At 45.6% G+C, this 15,151-nt stretch carries 13 protein-coding genes and 1 pseudogene; 8 read left to right on the plus strand and 6 right to left on the minus strand.

Annotated elements, in window-relative coordinates; all coding sequences use genetic code 11:
• Positions 1-49: 49 nt before the first annotated feature.
• Both serC and NSU05_RS05335 read right to left on the minus strand, forming a co-directional pair.
• Positions 50-1,129, minus strand: a complete 1,080-nt coding sequence (serC, locus tag NSU05_RS05330; protein ID WP_038428710.1) for a 3-phosphoserine/phosphohydroxythreonine transaminase — start codon at positions 1,127-1,129, stop codon at positions 50-52.
• 146 nt (positions 1,130-1,275) lie between these two features.
• The gene (locus NSU05_RS05335; RefSeq protein ID WP_003233231.1) at positions 1,276-1,713 is read right to left on the minus strand and encodes an HIT family protein; all 438 of its coding nucleotides are present in this window, start codon (positions 1,711-1,713) and stop codon (positions 1,276-1,278) included.
• Between the two features lie 487 nt (positions 1,714-2,200).
• On the opposite strand from NSU05_RS05335, the gene ecsA reads away from it, so the two are divergent.
• The 3 genes from ecsA to NSU05_RS05350 are packed head-to-tail and all read left to right on the plus strand — an operon-like array spanning position 2,201 to position 4,893.
• Entirely contained in the window at positions 2,201-2,944 is a 744-nt protein-coding gene (gene ecsA, locus NSU05_RS05340) for an ABC transporter ATP-binding protein EcsA (protein ID WP_038428711.1), read from the plus strand.
• Positions 2,937-4,163: an ABC transporter permease EcsB gene (ecsB, locus tag NSU05_RS05345; protein WP_017695369.1), complete on the plus strand. Its 1,227-nt coding sequence runs from the start codon at positions 2,937-2,939 to the stop codon at positions 4,161-4,163. The genes ecsA and ecsB overlap by 8 nt, the downstream gene beginning before the upstream one ends.
• A gap of 19 nt (positions 4,164-4,182) precedes the next feature.
• Positions 4,183-4,893, plus strand: a complete 711-nt coding sequence (locus NSU05_RS05350) for an EcsC family protein (RefSeq protein WP_038428713.1) — start codon at positions 4,183-4,185, stop codon at positions 4,891-4,893.
• A gap of 17 nt (positions 4,894-4,910) precedes the next feature.
• Here the strand turns inward: NSU05_RS05350 and sndC are convergent, their stop codons facing one another.
• The 4 genes and pseudogenes from sndC to hmoB all read right to left on the minus strand — a co-directional run bounded on the left by sndC (position 4,911) and on the right by hmoB (position 8,493).
• Positions 4,911-6,101, minus strand: coding sequence for an N-acetyl amino acid acetylase SndC (gene sndC, locus NSU05_RS05355; RefSeq protein WP_038428715.1), 1,191 nt, complete (start codon positions 6,099-6,101; stop codon positions 4,911-4,913).
• Positions 6,102-6,173: 72 nt separating this feature from the next.
• Positions 6,174-7,565: a hypothetical protein gene (locus NSU05_RS05360; protein ID WP_082200937.1), complete on the minus strand. Its 1,392-nt coding sequence runs from the start codon at positions 7,563-7,565 to the stop codon at positions 6,174-6,176.
• A 65-nt stretch (positions 7,566-7,630) separates the two neighbouring features.
• A pseudogene (locus NSU05_RS05365) lies at positions 7,631-7,948 on the minus strand (hypothetical protein).
• Between the two features lie 44 nt (positions 7,949-7,992).
• Positions 7,993-8,493 carry a heme-degrading oxygenase HmoB gene (gene hmoB, locus NSU05_RS05370; RefSeq protein WP_038428720.1) on the minus strand — a complete coding sequence of 167 codons (501 nt, stop codon included), beginning with the start codon at positions 8,491-8,493 and terminating at the stop codon, positions 7,993-7,995.
• A gap of 121 nt (positions 8,494-8,614) precedes the next feature.
• Between hmoB and NSU05_RS05375 the strand changes: the two genes are divergently transcribed.
• From NSU05_RS05375 to NSU05_RS05395, 5 genes are all read left to right on the plus strand, one after another.
• Positions 8,615-10,759, plus strand: a complete 2,145-nt coding sequence (locus NSU05_RS05375) for a transglycosylase domain-containing protein (RefSeq protein WP_038428721.1) — start codon at positions 8,615-8,617, stop codon at positions 10,757-10,759.
• Positions 10,760-10,880: 121 nt separating this feature from the next.
• Positions 10,881-11,942 (plus strand): uroporphyrinogen decarboxylase, encoded by a 1,062-nt coding sequence (gene hemE / locus NSU05_RS05380; protein ID WP_038428723.1) that lies wholly within the window; start codon positions 10,881-10,883, stop codon positions 11,940-11,942.
• Positions 11,943-12,013: 71 nt separating this feature from the next.
• A complete protein-coding gene (gene hemH / locus NSU05_RS05385; protein WP_339204535.1) occupies positions 12,014-12,946 on the plus strand; it encodes a ferrochelatase in 933 nt (310 codons plus the stop codon).
• 14 nt (positions 12,947-12,960) lie between these two features.
• Positions 12,961-14,373 (plus strand): protoporphyrinogen oxidase, encoded by a 1,413-nt coding sequence (gene hemY, locus NSU05_RS05390; protein WP_038428725.1) that lies wholly within the window; start codon positions 12,961-12,963, stop codon positions 14,371-14,373.
• 146 nt (positions 14,374-14,519) lie between these two features.
• Entirely contained in the window at positions 14,520-15,095 is a 576-nt protein-coding gene (locus tag NSU05_RS05395; protein ID WP_038428726.1) for a TetR/AcrR family transcriptional regulator, read from the plus strand.
• Positions 15,096-15,151: the final 56 nt, after the last annotated feature.

Here is a 15,151-nt window from a genome sequence, read left to right on the forward strand (position 1 = left end):
GTGTTATGCAAACAGTATACCAAACGGACGGTTTGCATAGCCAGACTTTTTACTCATTTTCCTGCTGGAATTTCTTCATGAACGCAGCTAATTTTTCACAGTCTTCGAGAGAGACCGCGTTATAAATAGAAGCGCGGCAGCCTCCCACCGAACGGTGTCCGCCAAGGCCGATCATCTTCGCATCTTTTGCTTTCTGGACGAATGTTTTCGTTAATTCGTCATCCCGAAGCGTGAAGGTGACATTCATGCGTGAGCGGCTGTCCTTTCTGGCATGTCCTTTATAGAAGCCGTTGCTTTCATCAATACAGTTGTAGAGAACCTGCGCTTTTTGTTCATTGCGCTGTTCAACAGCTTCCACACCGCCGTTTTCCTTGAGCCATTCCAGAACAAGGCTCAGCATATAAATCGCAAAAGTCGGCGGAGTGTTGTAGAGTGAGTCCGCTTTGACATGCGTGGAATATTTCAGGATTTTTGGGACGTTCGCATTTTCATTTTTCAGCCAGTTTTTTTTCATGATGACTACAGTCACGCCGGAAGGGCCGAGGTTCTTTTGGGCGCCTCCGTAGATCACGTCAAATTTAGACACATCGATTTTTCTGCTTAAAATATCGCTGGACATGTCGGCTACGAGCGGAATTGGAGAATTCGGAAACTCCTGCCACTGAGTGCCGAAAATTGTATTGTTGGATGTGATATGTAAATATGCGCCGTCTTTTACATCCGTAAGGTCAACCTCAGGAATATAGCTGTAATTGTCTGTTTCACTTGTAGCGGTGATAGACGTGTTCCCGAACAATTTCGTTTCTGCCAGTGCTTTTTCAGACCAAGCGCCTGTCATGACAAAATGTGCGGTTTTTTCAGGTGTTAAAAAGTTCATCGGAAGCATTGAGAATTGAAGGCTTGCCCCGCCTTGAAGAAACAAGATATCGTAATCTTCCGGAATGCCCATCAGTTCGATTAAGAGGCTTTTCGCTTTTTGGTGCACCGCTTCATACTCTTTGCTGCGGTGGGAAAGCTCCATAACAGACATGCCGGATTCGTTAAAATCAATAAATTCTTTCTGTGCTTTTTGCAGAACTTCCAGTGGAAGCGCTGCAGGACCTGCGTTAAAATTCGTTGTACGTTCCATTATGATCTCTCCCTGTTTTCCACGTTAATGTATAAAATAATACAATTATCCTATCACAAAAATTCAGTTTTTTGATAAAAAATTAGAATTATCAAAAGAAATTGACGGATGTTTGCGAAATGTTCACAAAATAAAATAACCTCATCTTATGATGAGGCCAGGCGTTTTGCGATAGAGGAAGAGATGTTCTGCAGATCCTCCGGTTTATAATCATCAGCATGCGTTTTCCAAACCGCTCCGAATCCATCTCCTTTTCCGTAGCGAGGGATAATATGCATATGGTAGTGGAACACAGATTGTCCAGCTTTTTCGCCGTTATTGTTCAGCGTATTTAAGCCGATCGGTTCAAATTCATCCCGGATAGCGCGGGCGATTTTCGGAACAGCATGGAAATATTGTTTTGCTAATTCATCTGTAAATTCATATACATTCTCAATATGTGTTTTCGGAATGACAAGCGTATGGCCTTTTGTCACTTGGCTGATATCAAGAAAGGCAAGTACATGTTCATCTTCATACACCTTCGCGGATGGAATGTCGCCGGCGATAATTTTACAAAAGATACAATTTTCTGCACAATGCATGAGGGTTCCTCCTTATGAAATTGTTTAGTATGTATACACTAATCGTACCACAGAAATGCAGAAAATAGAAAACAGGATGAACGGCGAGCGTTCACCCTGAATGCAGAGGAAGAGCTTATATGAAGAAAATGTGTTATGCCTTTGGTAAGCACCTCATTTGTCAATAAAATGAAGACTTGTTTAATGCCTAACGATTCCTGCGATAAACACCTCATTTGACAATTTGCTTCATACATGAAGAATTCATCAATTCAGTGAAGAGAAATGGTTTGAGCATTGGACATGTTTATTTTCTATCCAACTGTTTCTAAGACGTCTTTGACAAACACCTCATTTTTCAGTTGATATGCTTTTCCTCTACAACTATTATGATGTCCAGAACCCTGTCTCTTTATGACAGCAAATTCATCATTTGTTAAAAGGGAATTGTTTCAAATCAGGCCTTGTTTTTGGTACTATGAAGAAAAACACTATAAGGGGAGAAACTATGTCTCTGCTATCGGTAAAAGACTTGACCGGCGGATATACAAGGAATCCGGTTTTAAAAAACGTATCATTCACCCTTGAACCGAATCAAATTGTCGGATTAATCGGGCTGAATGGTGCTGGCAAAAGTACAACAATCAGACACATCATCGGGCTGATGGACCCGCATAAAGGTTCAATCGCATTAAACGGTAAAACGTTTGCTGAGGATCCGGAAGGCTACCGTTCACAATTTACCTATATACCTGAAACACCTGTTTTATACGAAGAATTGACGCTGATGGAGCATCTTGAACTAACAGCCATGGCATATGGACTGTCAAAAGAAACGATGGAGAAAAGGCTGCCTCCGCTACTAAAGGAATTCCGAATGGAAAAGAGGCTGAAGTGGTTCCCGGCCCATTTTTCTAAAGGAATGAAGCAGAAGGTTATGATTATGTGCGCATTTTTGGCAGAGCCTGCGCTCTACATTATTGATGAGCCTTTTCTAGGGCTTGATCCGCTTGCCATTAACGCGCTGCTTGAACGGATGAATGAAGCGAAAAAAGGCGGGGCGAGCGTGCTGATGTCAACACACATTTTGGCAACGGCAGAACGCTATTGCGATTCGTTTATAATTTTACATAACGGCGAGGTGCGGGCGCGCGGCACGCTGTCAGAGCTCAGAGAGCAGTTTGGAATGAAGGACGCGGCGCTGGACGATTTGTATCTTGAGCTTACAAAGGAAGACGCTGGCCATGAATAATATGCTTGATATTTGGCAGTCGCGGCTGCAGGAGCATATCAAAGAAACAAGAACATACATGAAATATATGCTCAATGATCACCTCGTCATTGTTTTGATTTTTTTTCTAGCGGGCGCTGCAAGCTGGTACAGCAAATGGATACGGGACATTCCCGCTCACTTTCCGTCCTTTTGGGTGATGGCCGTGCTGTTTTCGCTCGTGTTGACAAGCTCTTATGTGCGAACGCTTTTGAAGGAGGCTGACCTTGTTTTCTTATTGCCTCTTGAAGCAAAAATGGAGCCTTACTTGAAGCAGGCGTTTGTCTACAGCTATGTGTCTCAGCTGTTTCCGCTGATTGCGCTGAGCATCGTTGCGATGCCGCTTTATTTCGCAGTCACTCCGGGAGCTTCGCTCGTATCGTATGCCGCGGTCTTTGTCCAACTGTTGCTGCTGAAAGCGTGGAATCAGGTAATGGAATGGCGAACGACTTTCCAAAACGACCGCAGCATGAAACGGATGGACGTCATCATTCGCTTTGCGGCGAATACACTCGTTCTTTATTTTGTTTTCCAATCTGTTTATATGTATGCGCTTCTCGTCTATGTCATTATGGCTGTTCTTTATCTGTATATGTCTTCCGCAGCAAAACGGAAAACATTTAAATGGGAGAGCCATATTGAGTCCGAATTGAGACGAAAGCAGCGTTTCTATCGGATTGCCAACCTGTTTACTGATGTGCCGCATTTGCGAAAGCAAGCCAAACGCAGAGCTTATCTCGACTTTTTGCTGCGGCTTGTGCCGTTTGAACAGCGCAAAACATTTGCCTATATGTTCACCCGCGCCTTTTTGCGTTCGAGCGATTATTTGGGCATTCTTGTCAGATTAACGATCGTTTTCGCGCTGATCATTATGTATGTCTCAGCCAGCCCGCTGATTGCAGCGGTTTTGACTGTGTTTGCCATTTTCATTACGGGCATTCAGCTTCTGCCGCTCTTCGGCCACTTTGACCATCTGGCGCTTCAAGAGCTGTACCCTGTGAAAAAAGAAACAAAGCTGAAAAGCTATTTCTCTCTATTAAAAACTGCACTTAGTATTCAAGCGCTGCTGATGTCTGTTGCATCTGCCTATGCAGCCGGCTTGACCGGTTTTCTGTACGCGCTGATCGGTTCTGCCGTTCTGATTTTTGTTGTTTTGCCTGCTTATATGACAACCAGGCTGAAAAAGCACGGAAAGCTGTGAACTGAAAAGAGGTAATCAAATGACAGATAATCAGCTGCTGATGCAGGAAGCTTTGGAATGGAAAATGCATTTTTTGCGAAAGGATTCCATGTTTGAACGCTTTTCGAAGCGTGTCCAGACGAAGGTGAATGAACGGATTCCTGAAAAAATCCATACGGTCGTCACCGAGAGTGTGAAAAAAATGGTAGAAGCGACAATGGCCGGCTCCAATATCATTACTTATAAAAAGGATACAAGTGCACTGTCGCTCAGTGAAAAAAACGAATTGGCGAAAAAAACGATTGTTTCTTATCAGAAAGTGGCAGCTGCTGAGGGAGTCGGCACCGGAGCGGGCGGCATTTTTTTAGGCATTGCTGATTTTCCGCTGCTGCTTTCAATTAAGATGAAGTGTTTATTTACCTTGTCTTCCATTTACGGCTTTGATGTGAAGGATGCACAAGAAAGGATGTTTTTGCTGCTCGTGTTTCAGCTTGCATTTTCGAGTGACGATGGCCGTAAATCGCTTTTTTCTGTCATCGAAAATTGGGAGACGGAGAAAAAGAGCATCGACTGGAGAATGTTCCAGCAGGAATATCGCGATTATATCGACGTCGTGAAGCTTTTTCAGCTTTTGCCGGGCGTAGGAGCGGCAGTCGGCGGAATTGCCAATTATAAGCTGCTTGCTCAGCTTGGAGAAACGGCAAGACATGTTTTTCATCTGAGGATATTAAAGGAAACAGCCGGAGAATAAACACTCCGGCTGTTTTTTTATAGCTGATGATAGGTGATCGCAGCGCCGGCAAGGACCTTGGCCGCTGTCAGCATGGCTTTTTCGTTGATATCAAATTTCGGATGGTGGTGGGAATAAACTCGGTCTGGCTGTTCGGGAGCGGCACCTGTAAAGAAAAAAGTGCCTTTCACGTTTTGTAGGTAATAAGCAAAATCCTCGCCGCCCATTTGCGGTTCACCGTCAATGACCTGCTGAACGCCCTCGGTATTCTTTGCGGTGCTCACCAAGTGGTTCGTTTCTGCAGGATGGTTCACAACCGCTGGATAACCCTGTTCATAGGTGTACTCATAGGACGCGCCGTGCATGCTGCATATTCCTTTTACAACCGCTTCAATTTCTTTCTCCAGAATGTCCCGGACATTTTCATCAAAAGAACGCGCTGTGCCGATGAGTACTGCTTGGTCTGCGATGACATTAAACGGATTGTCGGCGATGAAGGAGCCTGTCGAAATGACGGCGGATTGAATCGGATTGACTTTGCGGCTGACAATGTGCTGCAAAGAGGAAACGATTTGCGAACCGATCAGGACGGCGTCTTTTGTATCATGCGGATGAGCGCCGTGGCCGCCCTTTCCGAAAACTTTAATCGTAAATCGGTCCGCCGCCGCCATGACGGCGCCGGGGCGGCAAAGAATAGTTCCGAGCGGCTCAGTTGCCCAAAGATGAGTGCCGAATATCACATCCGCGTTTTCGAGACAGCCGTCATCAATCATTGGCTTTGCGCCTCCCGGATAATATTCTTCTGCATGCTGGTGGATCATCACAAATGTTCCCTTCAGTTCATGTCTGTTTTGGTGAAGGACTTTGGCCACTGCGAGAAGAGCTGCGGTGTGGCCGTCGTGGCCGCATGCATGCATGACACCAGGCACTTTGGAGGCGTAAGGGACATCTTTTTCATCTTGAATGGGGAGAGCGTCAAAGTCGGCCCTCAAAGCGACTGTAGGGCCGGGTTCGCTTCCTTCTATATATGCTAAAACCCCTTTGCCGCCAACGTTTGTGCGGATTGGGACTCCTAACGATTCATAATAGGAAGCAATAAATGCGGCGGTTTTTTCTTCTTGAAATGAGAGCTCAGGATACATATGAAAATGGCGCCTGATCTCAACCATTTCTTCAAAACAGCCGTCGAGCTGTTTGTTTATCTCTTTCTGCAGTGTGGATATGGACAAAGCCGCTTCCCCCTTTTCTATGCTTTTCCATGATTGTATAGAAAAAGTCTGAATATTTCAACTCATGCTGTTTTAAAGCATCATCACAGCTGCGAGAGTTGTCACCAAAAGGCCAATCGCGACGGGAATGAAGTTTTTTCTGGCAAGCTCAAAAGGATCAACTTTGCAAATGGCCGCGGCGGGAATCAACGCCCATGGGACCAGTGTTCCTCCGCCCACCCAGATGGCAGAGATTTGTCCGAGCGCGGTCAGAACGGCGGGATCGGCATGGAGAGCGGACGAAAAGAGCTTTGCGATGGAGCCGGCGAGAGAAATGCCAGAAAATCCTGAGCCGTCAAGGCCTGTTATGGCTCCAGCGGCAGTTAATGCAGCGGCGGCAATCTCCTTTGACATAGGCATCATATGGGATAAAGCAATGCCAAGATCGTTGACAATGCCGTGGGAACCTTTAGGGAGTGAAGTGCCCAGTATGCTTTCATAGCCTGAGTCGCCAAGATAAAAGAAAGCGGCAATCGGGATGACGGGGCCGAAAACCTTAAAACCGAACTTAAATCCGTCAATAAAATAGCCGGTGATTTTTTCAAGCCCTTTATGCTTATACACGAAAAAATGAACGGTAAAGAGGATACAAATTGCAGACCCGCCAATTAACGCGGTTGCATCATTTCCTTGTAGGTTAAACAAGAGCATGCAGGCGATATCTGCAAGAAAGGCAAGCGGAATCAAAAAAGCCAGTATGGACCGCAGGCGTTTTGGCAAGTACAGCGAGTTGTCTTGTTCGCCGGAAAGAACGGGGGGAAAAGAAGCGGGATGCTCCTTTTTTTTGCGTTCGCGCTGAATCATGATAAAGGCAGCGGTTGTTGTAGTCACACCCATAATCAGCACAAGCGGAATGCTGGCCGAGACGACATCACCGACTGGAATGCCTGCTGCATCTGCAGTCAGCTTTGGCGCCGCCTGAATGACAAAGTCTCCTGAGAGGGCAAAACCGTGTCCGAATAAGTTCATGGCCATGGCCGCGGCAAGAGGCGTCAAACCGGCACGTGCGGCTGCGGGGAGCAGGACGGCGCCGATCAAAGCGACACCCGGAGAAGGCCAGAAGAAGAGAGAAATGGCGAACATCAGGCCTCCAATCAGCCAATAGGCAGTCACAGGCCCTCTCACAAGGCTTGCAAAGGGAGAAATCATCGCTTCATTTATCCCTGTTTTTGTTAACAAATCACTCATTGAAACGATAAAGCAAATGATGAAAATCGTGGGCAGCAGTTCGCCGGCCGCATAGATAAAGCTGTGGAATAAACTGCTGACAGAAGCTGAAAGTGAATGGCTGGCCCATAGCGATATGATAAAAATGCCGAATAGAGAAATAAATGTCGTGTCTTTTCTCAGCAGCATAAATAGGATAATTGCACCAATAAAAAACACATACAGAACATGGACAGACAAAATCCCGACTTCCATCATCGATCACTCCTTCCGCTTACAGATTATTCATAGGCGGGCGGAAGGTGCCGGGACAGAGGGGAGGGTTATGATGGAAGATGAACATTGATCTGTTTCAGCTGCTCAATCAGATGATGCCTTAATACTCTATTCGCTTTTTGCAGATGTTTTGGGAAGCATTCAGGAGAAAAAATGACGCACCCTTCAGCAAGCCAGTTTTTTCTATAGGCGATGATGCTTTCCGATGGCTCTAAATATGAATCATCCTCGTGCTGCATCTTGTAATCATCAAATCCGAACTGAAAACCGCAGCACGGGCAGATTTCATGAGAATGATTGCCTTCATGATCATATGGCGGTTCAGCCAATCCCTTAAACCCGCAGACTGGGCAAGTATGCTTCATTTTGCTTTCCTCCCAATAAAATAAGCTGCCGGACATGCCGGCAGCTATTCGACAGCGAAATATGTGGTGACATAGGAAGGCCGGGAGAAGATCGACGTTGTGTCAATTCCGGCAGATGTATCGCGTTTTTTGTGGGCTTCTTTGTAAGAACCGGACTGCTGCCAGTCTTGAAAGGCGCTTTCCGTTTCCCACAAGGTCAGAATGACATAGGTGTCACTGTCGATCGGACGGAGCACTCGAATTGCTTCAAAGCCAGGCTCGTTTTCGACTTTTCCCGCTCTGTTTTTAAATCTGTTTTCAAACAGCGGACGCCCTTCCTGAGTGACGGCAATATTGTTCAATACTGCAAAACCGGGATGTTTGATCTCTCCGACTTGGTCAATGACTTCATAAGCGTGTGGTGCATGGAAAACGGTATCTCCGTTTGTTTCATGAATTAAAATGGCGTTTTCCTGCCCCTGCATCAAAAGGATATTTTCTGAGGGATGCTTCTCTACGATCGTTTTTAAAAAATCGGCTGTCCCATATGTAATATAAACCTTCATATCAGCCACCTCCTGCTTGCTAGTATATCAAAACAATGGTATAAGTTTCTATTGGCGAGTGCTTCGAACATAATTCCAAACAATTTTTCCCATACTACCTTTAGAAAGGCGAGGTGAGTTCATGTTTAAGATAAAGAAAAAGAAACTTTTTATACCTATCATTATTTTAGTGTTAACTGCTTTTCTCGCTTTAATAGGATATATTTCAATTATTTTTCTCGGCCATTATGTCATAGATGAAAAGAAGCTGATACTTCATGCTTCTTCAAAAATTGTTGATCAAAACGGAGATGAGGTTGCAAGCCTGTATACAGAAAATCGTGAGCCGGTCTCGATCAATGAGATTCCAAAGCAGGTCAGAGAAGCGTTTATCGCTGTTGAGGATAAAAGGTTCTATGAGCATCACGGCATTGATGCAAAATCTGTCGGAAGGGCAGTGTATCGCGATATATTAGCAGGCGGAAAGGTGGAAGGCGGAAGCACGATCACCCAGCAGCTTGCCAAAAATATTTTTCTGACACATGACAAAACGTTTCTAAGAAAAACAAAAGAAGTGATCATTGCGATCAATCTTGAACGGGATTACAGCAAGGACAAGCTGCTTGAAATGTATTTAAATCAGCTTTACTTCGGACATGGGGTTTACGGCATACAAGCGGCGTCCCACTATTATTTTAATAAAGAAGTAAAAGATTTGACTGTATCTGAAGGCGCTGTTTTGGCCGCTATTCCGAAGGCGCCTTCTACGTACTCTCCAATTTTGCATCCTGATAAAAATAAGGAGCGGCGTGATACAATTCTAGGTATGATGAATGACCAAGGCTATATCAGTGCGAAAGAGGCTGTCACCGCACAGGGCCGAACGCTTGGACTGCACGTGAAGAAACAGTCGGAAACACCTTGGTTTGACAGCTACATTGACCTTGTGATCAAAGAGGCGGAAGACAAGTATTCCATTTCCGGAGAGCAGCTTCTTCAAGGCGGATACACGATCAAGGTGCCGCTCGATTCGAAGCTGCAGAAGACGGCTTACCAGGTGATGAAAGAGGGAAGCTACTATCCCGGAACAGATCAGAATGCCGAGGGAAGCGCGGTCTTTATTAATAACAAGACAGGCGGTGTAGAAGCGGCCATCGGCGGAAGGGATTACACATCCAAAGGATATAACCGTGTCACAGCTGTCCGCCAGCCGGGTTCCACATTTAAGCCGCTTGCTGTATACGGACCGGCGATGCAGGAAAAGAAATTTAAGCCATATTCCCTATTGAAGGATGAGTTGCAGTCCTACGGAGATTATACGCCGAAAAACTACGACAGCCGGTATGAGGGCGAAGTCACTATGTCTGACGCCATTACGTACAGCAAAAACGCGCCGGCAGTCTGGACGCTGAATGAGATCGGCGTCGAAACAGGAAAATCTTATTTGAAAGCAAACGGCATTGATATCCCTGATGAAGGCCTTGCTCTCGCTCTAGGAGGCTTGGAAAAAGGCGTTTCGCCGCTCCAGCTTGCCGGCGCGTTTCATACATTTGCCGCGAATGGAACGTATACTGAACCCTTCTTTATCTCGAGCATAATAGATGAAGACGGAGAAACAATAGCCGATCATAAAGAAGAAGGAAAGCGGGTTTTCAACAAGCAGACGTCTTGGAATATGACGAGAATGCTGCAGCAGGTAGTCAAAAAGGGAACGGCCACGTCCGGCACCTATCACGGCGACCTGGCGGGAAAAACAGGTTCTACATCTTATACAGGCGTCTCCGGCGCGACAAAGGACGCCTGGTTTGCAGGCTATACGCCGAAAATAACCGGGGCAGTCTGGATGGGCTATGACAAAACGGATCAAAACCATTATTTGAAAGCCGGGAGCTCATACCCGACGCGGCTGTTTAAGGATATTTTGACACAGGCAGGAGAAACCGGTCATGTGTTCACAAAGCTTAAAAACGTTAAAGAACTGGAAAGCCCGATTGAGCTGAAGCCGGTCAAAACACTCACAGCTGATTACACATTTAAAGCAGCGGGGCTCTTTACTATTGAATTAAAGTGGGACGCTCAAGAGGATGATCGGGCCGTATACAGAATTTATGTAAACAAGGACGGCGAGGAGTCGCTTCTTGATTCGGTTGAAGGGAAGGGAAGCTATGAAATTCCTTATGCCAATTTATTTTCGGGCGCGTCTTATAAAATTGTGCCTTATAATACACAGACAAAAAGAGAAGGGGAAGGAACCGATTACGTTCAGCCAAAATTGTTTTCCTCTTAATGGAATTCGGCGATTTTTTGAACTTTGAGCTACATTTCTATACCATTTGCCTAAAACAAGGTATAGTGTAATAAGTCAAGAAATACGAACGTATGGTTGCCGTATGAAAGGTGGAAATCAGATGAGTAAACGAGAAACGTTTAACGAGACGTTTTTAAAAGCTGCGCGGGGAGAAAAAGCGGATCACACGCCTGTGTGGTATATGAGGCAAGCAGGGCGCTCACAGCCGGAATACCGCAAGCTGAAGGAAAAGTACGGATTGTTTGAGATCACACATCAGCCCGAACTTTGTGCGTATGTCACAAGACTGCCGGTTGAGCAATACGGAGTCGATGCTGCAATCCTTTATAAAGATATCATGACGCCGCTGCCGTCAATCGGTGTGGATGTTGAAATCAAAAACGGGGTCGGTCCTGTGATTGATCAGCCAATCCGGTCTCTGGCGGACATTGAAAAACTCGGCCAGATTGATCCGGAACAGGACGTGCCGTACGTGCTTGAGACGATTAAACTGCTTGTCAATGAGCAGCTGAACGTCCCGCTCATCGGTTTCTCAGGTGCGCCTTTTACGCTTGCAAGCTATATGATCGAAGGCGGCCCATCGAAAAACTACAATAAAACAAAAGCCTTCATGTACAGCATGCCGGATGCATGGAATCTGCTGATGTCCAAGCTTGCCGACATGATCATCGTGTACGTGAAAGCGCAGATTAAGGCAGGCGCAAAAGCGATTCAAATCTTTGATTCGTGGGTCGGCGCATTGAATCAGGCAGATTACAGAACATACATCAAACCCGTAATGAACCGGATTTTTTCAGAGCTCGCAAAGGAGAATGTGCCGCTGATCATGTTTGGCGTTGGCGCAAGCCATCTTGCAGGTGATTGGCATGACCTTCCTCTCGATGTTGTCGGGCTTGACTGGAGACTCGGCATTGCTGAAGCCAGATCAAAAGGAATTACTAAAACAGTGCAGGGCAACCTGGACCCGTCCATTTTGCTTGCGCCATGGGAAGTCATTGAGCAGAAAACGAAGGAAATACTTGATCAGGGTATGGAGTCAGACGGCTTCATTTTCAATCTTGGCCATGGGGTATTTCCTGATGTCAGTCCCGAGGTTTTGAAAAAGCTGACAGCATTTGTCCATGAATATTCACAAAACAAAAAAATGGGTCAATATTCCTAAGCATATCTTTTGGTATCTTAATGATATCCTGTCAAAATGTTTGTATCAGATCATTAAAGAGGGTGTAAACAGTGAGTAGAAAGAAAATGGGGCTTCTCGTGATGGCGTACGGCACGCCTTATAAGGAAGAAGATATTGAACGTTATTATACACATATCAGAAGAGGCAGAAAGCCTGAACCTGAAATGCTTCAAGATTTGAAAGACAGATACGAAGCGATTGGCGGCATTTCACCGCTTGCCCAAATCACAGAAGAGCAGGCGCATAATCTGGAACAGCACTTGAATGAAATTCAGGATGAGATTACGTTTAAAGCGTATATCGGACTGAAGCATATCGAGCCGTTTATTGAAGACGCCGTAGCAGATATGCATAAGGATGGCATTACAGAAGCAGTCAGCATCGTGCTGGCGCCGCATTTCTCCACGTTCAGCGTTCAGTCCTACAACAAACGCGCCAAAGAAGAGGCTGAAAAACTCGGCGGCTTAACGATTACGTCAGTTGAAAGCTGGTACGATGAACCGAAGTTCGTGAAATATTGGGTTGACCGAGTGAAGGAAACATATGCGTCAATGCCTGAGGATGAAAGAGAAAACGCAATGCTCATCGTATCCGCACACAGCCTGCCGGAAAAAATCAAAGAATTTGGAGACCCGTACCCGGACCAGCTGCATGAATCGGCGAAATTGATTGCTGAAGGCGCAGGCGTTTCCGAATATGCTGTCGGCTGGCAAAGTGAAGGGAACACGCCTGATCCTTGGCTCGGACCCGATGTTCAGGATTTAACACGTGATTTATTCGAACAAAAAGGCTATCAAGCATTTGTATATGTTCCTGTTGGATTTGTCGCGGATCACTTAGAAGTGCTTTATGATAATGATTATGAATGCAAAGTGGTGACTGACGATATCGGCGCAAGCTATTACCGGCCGGAAATGCCAAATGCCAAGCCTGAATTTATTGATGCTTTGGCAACAGTCGTATTAAAAAAATTAGGACGTTAAAGAAGGCGATGAACATGAGTGACGGCAAAAAACATGTAGTCATCATCGGCGGCGGCATTACCGGTTTAGCCGCCGCCTTCTATATGGAAAAAGAAATCAAAGAAAAGAATCTGCCGCTTGAGCTGACACTTGTTGAGGCAAGTCCGAGAGTCGGCGGGAAAATCCAGACTGTCAAGAAAGACGGCTATATCATCGAAAGAGGGCCAGACTCATTTCTGGAACGAAAGAAAAGCGCCCCGCAGCTTGTTAAAGACTTAGGTCTTGAGCATTTGCTTGTCAACAATGCGACCGGACAATCCTATGTGCTTGTAAACCGCACCCTGCATCCAATGCCGAAGGGCGCTGTAATGGGGATACCGACAAAAATTGCGCCGTTTGTTTCTACGGGTCTGTTTTCCTTGTCCGGGAAGGCGAGAGCTGCTATGGATTTCATCCTGCCTGCAAGCAAAACAAAGGATGATCAGTCATTGGGAGAATTCTTCCGCAGACGTGTCGGAGATGAAGTGGTCGAGAACTTAATCGAGCCGCTTCTATCAGGGATCTACGCAGGCGACATTGACAAGCTCAGCCTGATGTCGACATTCCCGCAATTTTACCAGACGGAACAAAAGCATAGAAGCCTAATTATCGGCATGAAAAAAACAAGGCCTCAAGGCTCAGGCCAGCAGCTGACGGCAAAAAAACAAGGGCAGTTCCAGACTCTGTCAACCGGTTTGCAGACCCTTGTAGAAGAGATCGAAAAGCAGTTAAAGCTGACGAAGGTGTATAAAGGCACAAAAGTGATCAAACTCAGCCATAGCGGCTCTTGCTATTCGCTCGAACTGGATAACGGCGTCACACTTGATGCTGATTCAGTAATTGTGACTGCTCCGCATAAAGCGGCTGCGGGAATGCTTTCTGAGCTTCCTGCCATTTCTCATTTGAAAAATATGCACTCCACATCCGTGGCAAACGTCGCTTTAGGTTTCCCTGAAGGCTCCGTCCAAATGGAGCATGAGGGCACGGGTTTTGTCATTTCAAGAAACAGTGACTTTGCGATCACAGCCTGTACGTGGACGAATAAAAAATGGCCGCACGCAGCGCCGGAAGGCAAAACGCTGCTTCGGGCATATGTTGGAAAAGCCGGAGACGAATCCATTGTCGATCTATCAGATAATGACATTATCAACATTGTGTTAGAAGACTTAAAGAAAGTCATGAACATAAACGGCGAGCCGGAAATGACATGTGTCACCCGATGGCATGAAAGCATGCCGCAGTACCATGTCGGCCATAAGCAGCGTATCAAGGAGCTGCGTGAAGCACTTGCATCTGCATATCCAGGTGTTTATATGACAGGCGCTTCTTTCGAAGGTGTCGGCATTCCCGACTGCATTGATCAAGGAAAAGCTGCCGTGTCTGACGCGCTTACCTATTTATTCAGCTAAAACCTCCGCTTTATCGCGGAGGTTTTTTTGATGTGCAATGGCAATATTGTGTAAAAAAATGATTGAATTGAACAGCAGGTTATGATACATTTGCATATGTACTTAATGACTAAAATGTTCAAACGGTCAGTTTCGAGGTGAATACAATGTCAATAGATCGAAAAAAGCTCATTTTGGAGGCGGCTACAAAGTCTTTCACGCAGTTCGGGTATAAAGCGACGACAATGGATCTTGTCGCAAAACTTGCGAACGTGGGGAAGGGAACCATTTATACTTTTTTCAAAAACAAAGAAGAGCTGTTTGACGAGATTTTCACTACTTTATTAAAGGAAATGAAGCAAAAAGCGGATGAAGCGATGGAGCCGAACCTTCCGTTCCATGAAAATGTGCACAGAGCGCTGTTTGCCATTCTGGAGTTCAGGAAAACACATCAGCTGACGATTAAAATTTTCCAAGAGAATGCCGAGATTGGTACAATGGCTGTTCAGGAAGTGATCCAGAAAATGGAGCGAGCCATACTGTCTTATATCAAAAGTAAGATTGAAGAGGGGATCAAAAGCGGCGCAATCAAGCCGTGCGACCCTGAACTGACAGCCTTTGTGATGCTGAAGCTTTATATCGCGCTCATTTTTGACTGGGAAAAACAACACCCCCCGCTTGATAAAGAGACAATTGCGGGACTGCTTGAATTGTATGTTGTCAAAGGATTGTCAGCAAACTAGATAATCCTTTCTCTTTGCAAGAAAATGACCATTTTTCATGATGAGTCAGTTTTAGA

The sequence above is a fragment of the Bacillus sp. EU52 genome (genome assembly GCF_037964975.1).
Lineage (GTDB): Bacteria > Bacillota > Bacilli > Bacillales > Bacillaceae > Bacillus > Bacillus subtilis.

Bases quoted from the DNA above. Each gene is read 5' to 3' on its own strand.
- serC (WP_038428710.1), bottom strand. From the start codon at position 1,129: ATGGAACGTACAACGAATTTTAACGCAGGTCCTGCAGCGCTTCCACTG.
- NSU05_RS05335 (WP_003233231.1), bottom strand. From the start codon at position 1,713: ATGCATTGTGCAGAAAATTGTATCTTTTGTAAAATTATCGCCGGCGAC.
- ecsA (WP_038428711.1), top strand. From the start codon at position 2,201: ATGTCTCTGCTATCGGTAAAAGACTTGACCGGCGGATATACAAGGAAT.
- ecsB (WP_017695369.1), top strand. From the start codon at position 2,937: ATGAATAATATGCTTGATATTTGGCAGTCGCGGCTGCAGGAGCATATC.
- NSU05_RS05350 (WP_038428713.1), top strand. From the start codon at position 4,183: ATGACAGATAATCAGCTGCTGATGCAGGAAGCTTTGGAATGGAAAATG.
- NSU05_RS05360 (WP_082200937.1), bottom strand. From the start codon at position 7,565: ATGATGGAAGTCGGGATTTTGTCTGTCCATGTTCTGTATGTGTTTTTT.
- hmoB (WP_038428720.1), bottom strand. From the start codon at position 8,493: ATGAAGGTTTATATTACATATGGGACAGCCGATTTTTTAAAAACGATC.
- NSU05_RS05375 (WP_038428721.1), top strand. From the start codon at position 8,615: ATGTTTAAGATAAAGAAAAAGAAACTTTTTATACCTATCATTATTTTA.
- hemE (WP_038428723.1), top strand. From the start codon at position 10,881: ATGAGTAAACGAGAAACGTTTAACGAGACGTTTTTAAAAGCTGCGCGG.
- hemY (WP_038428725.1), top strand. From the start codon at position 12,961: ATGAGTGACGGCAAAAAACATGTAGTCATCATCGGCGGCGGCATTACC.
- NSU05_RS05395 (WP_038428726.1), top strand. From the start codon at position 14,520: ATGTCAATAGATCGAAAAAAGCTCATTTTGGAGGCGGCTACAAAGTCT.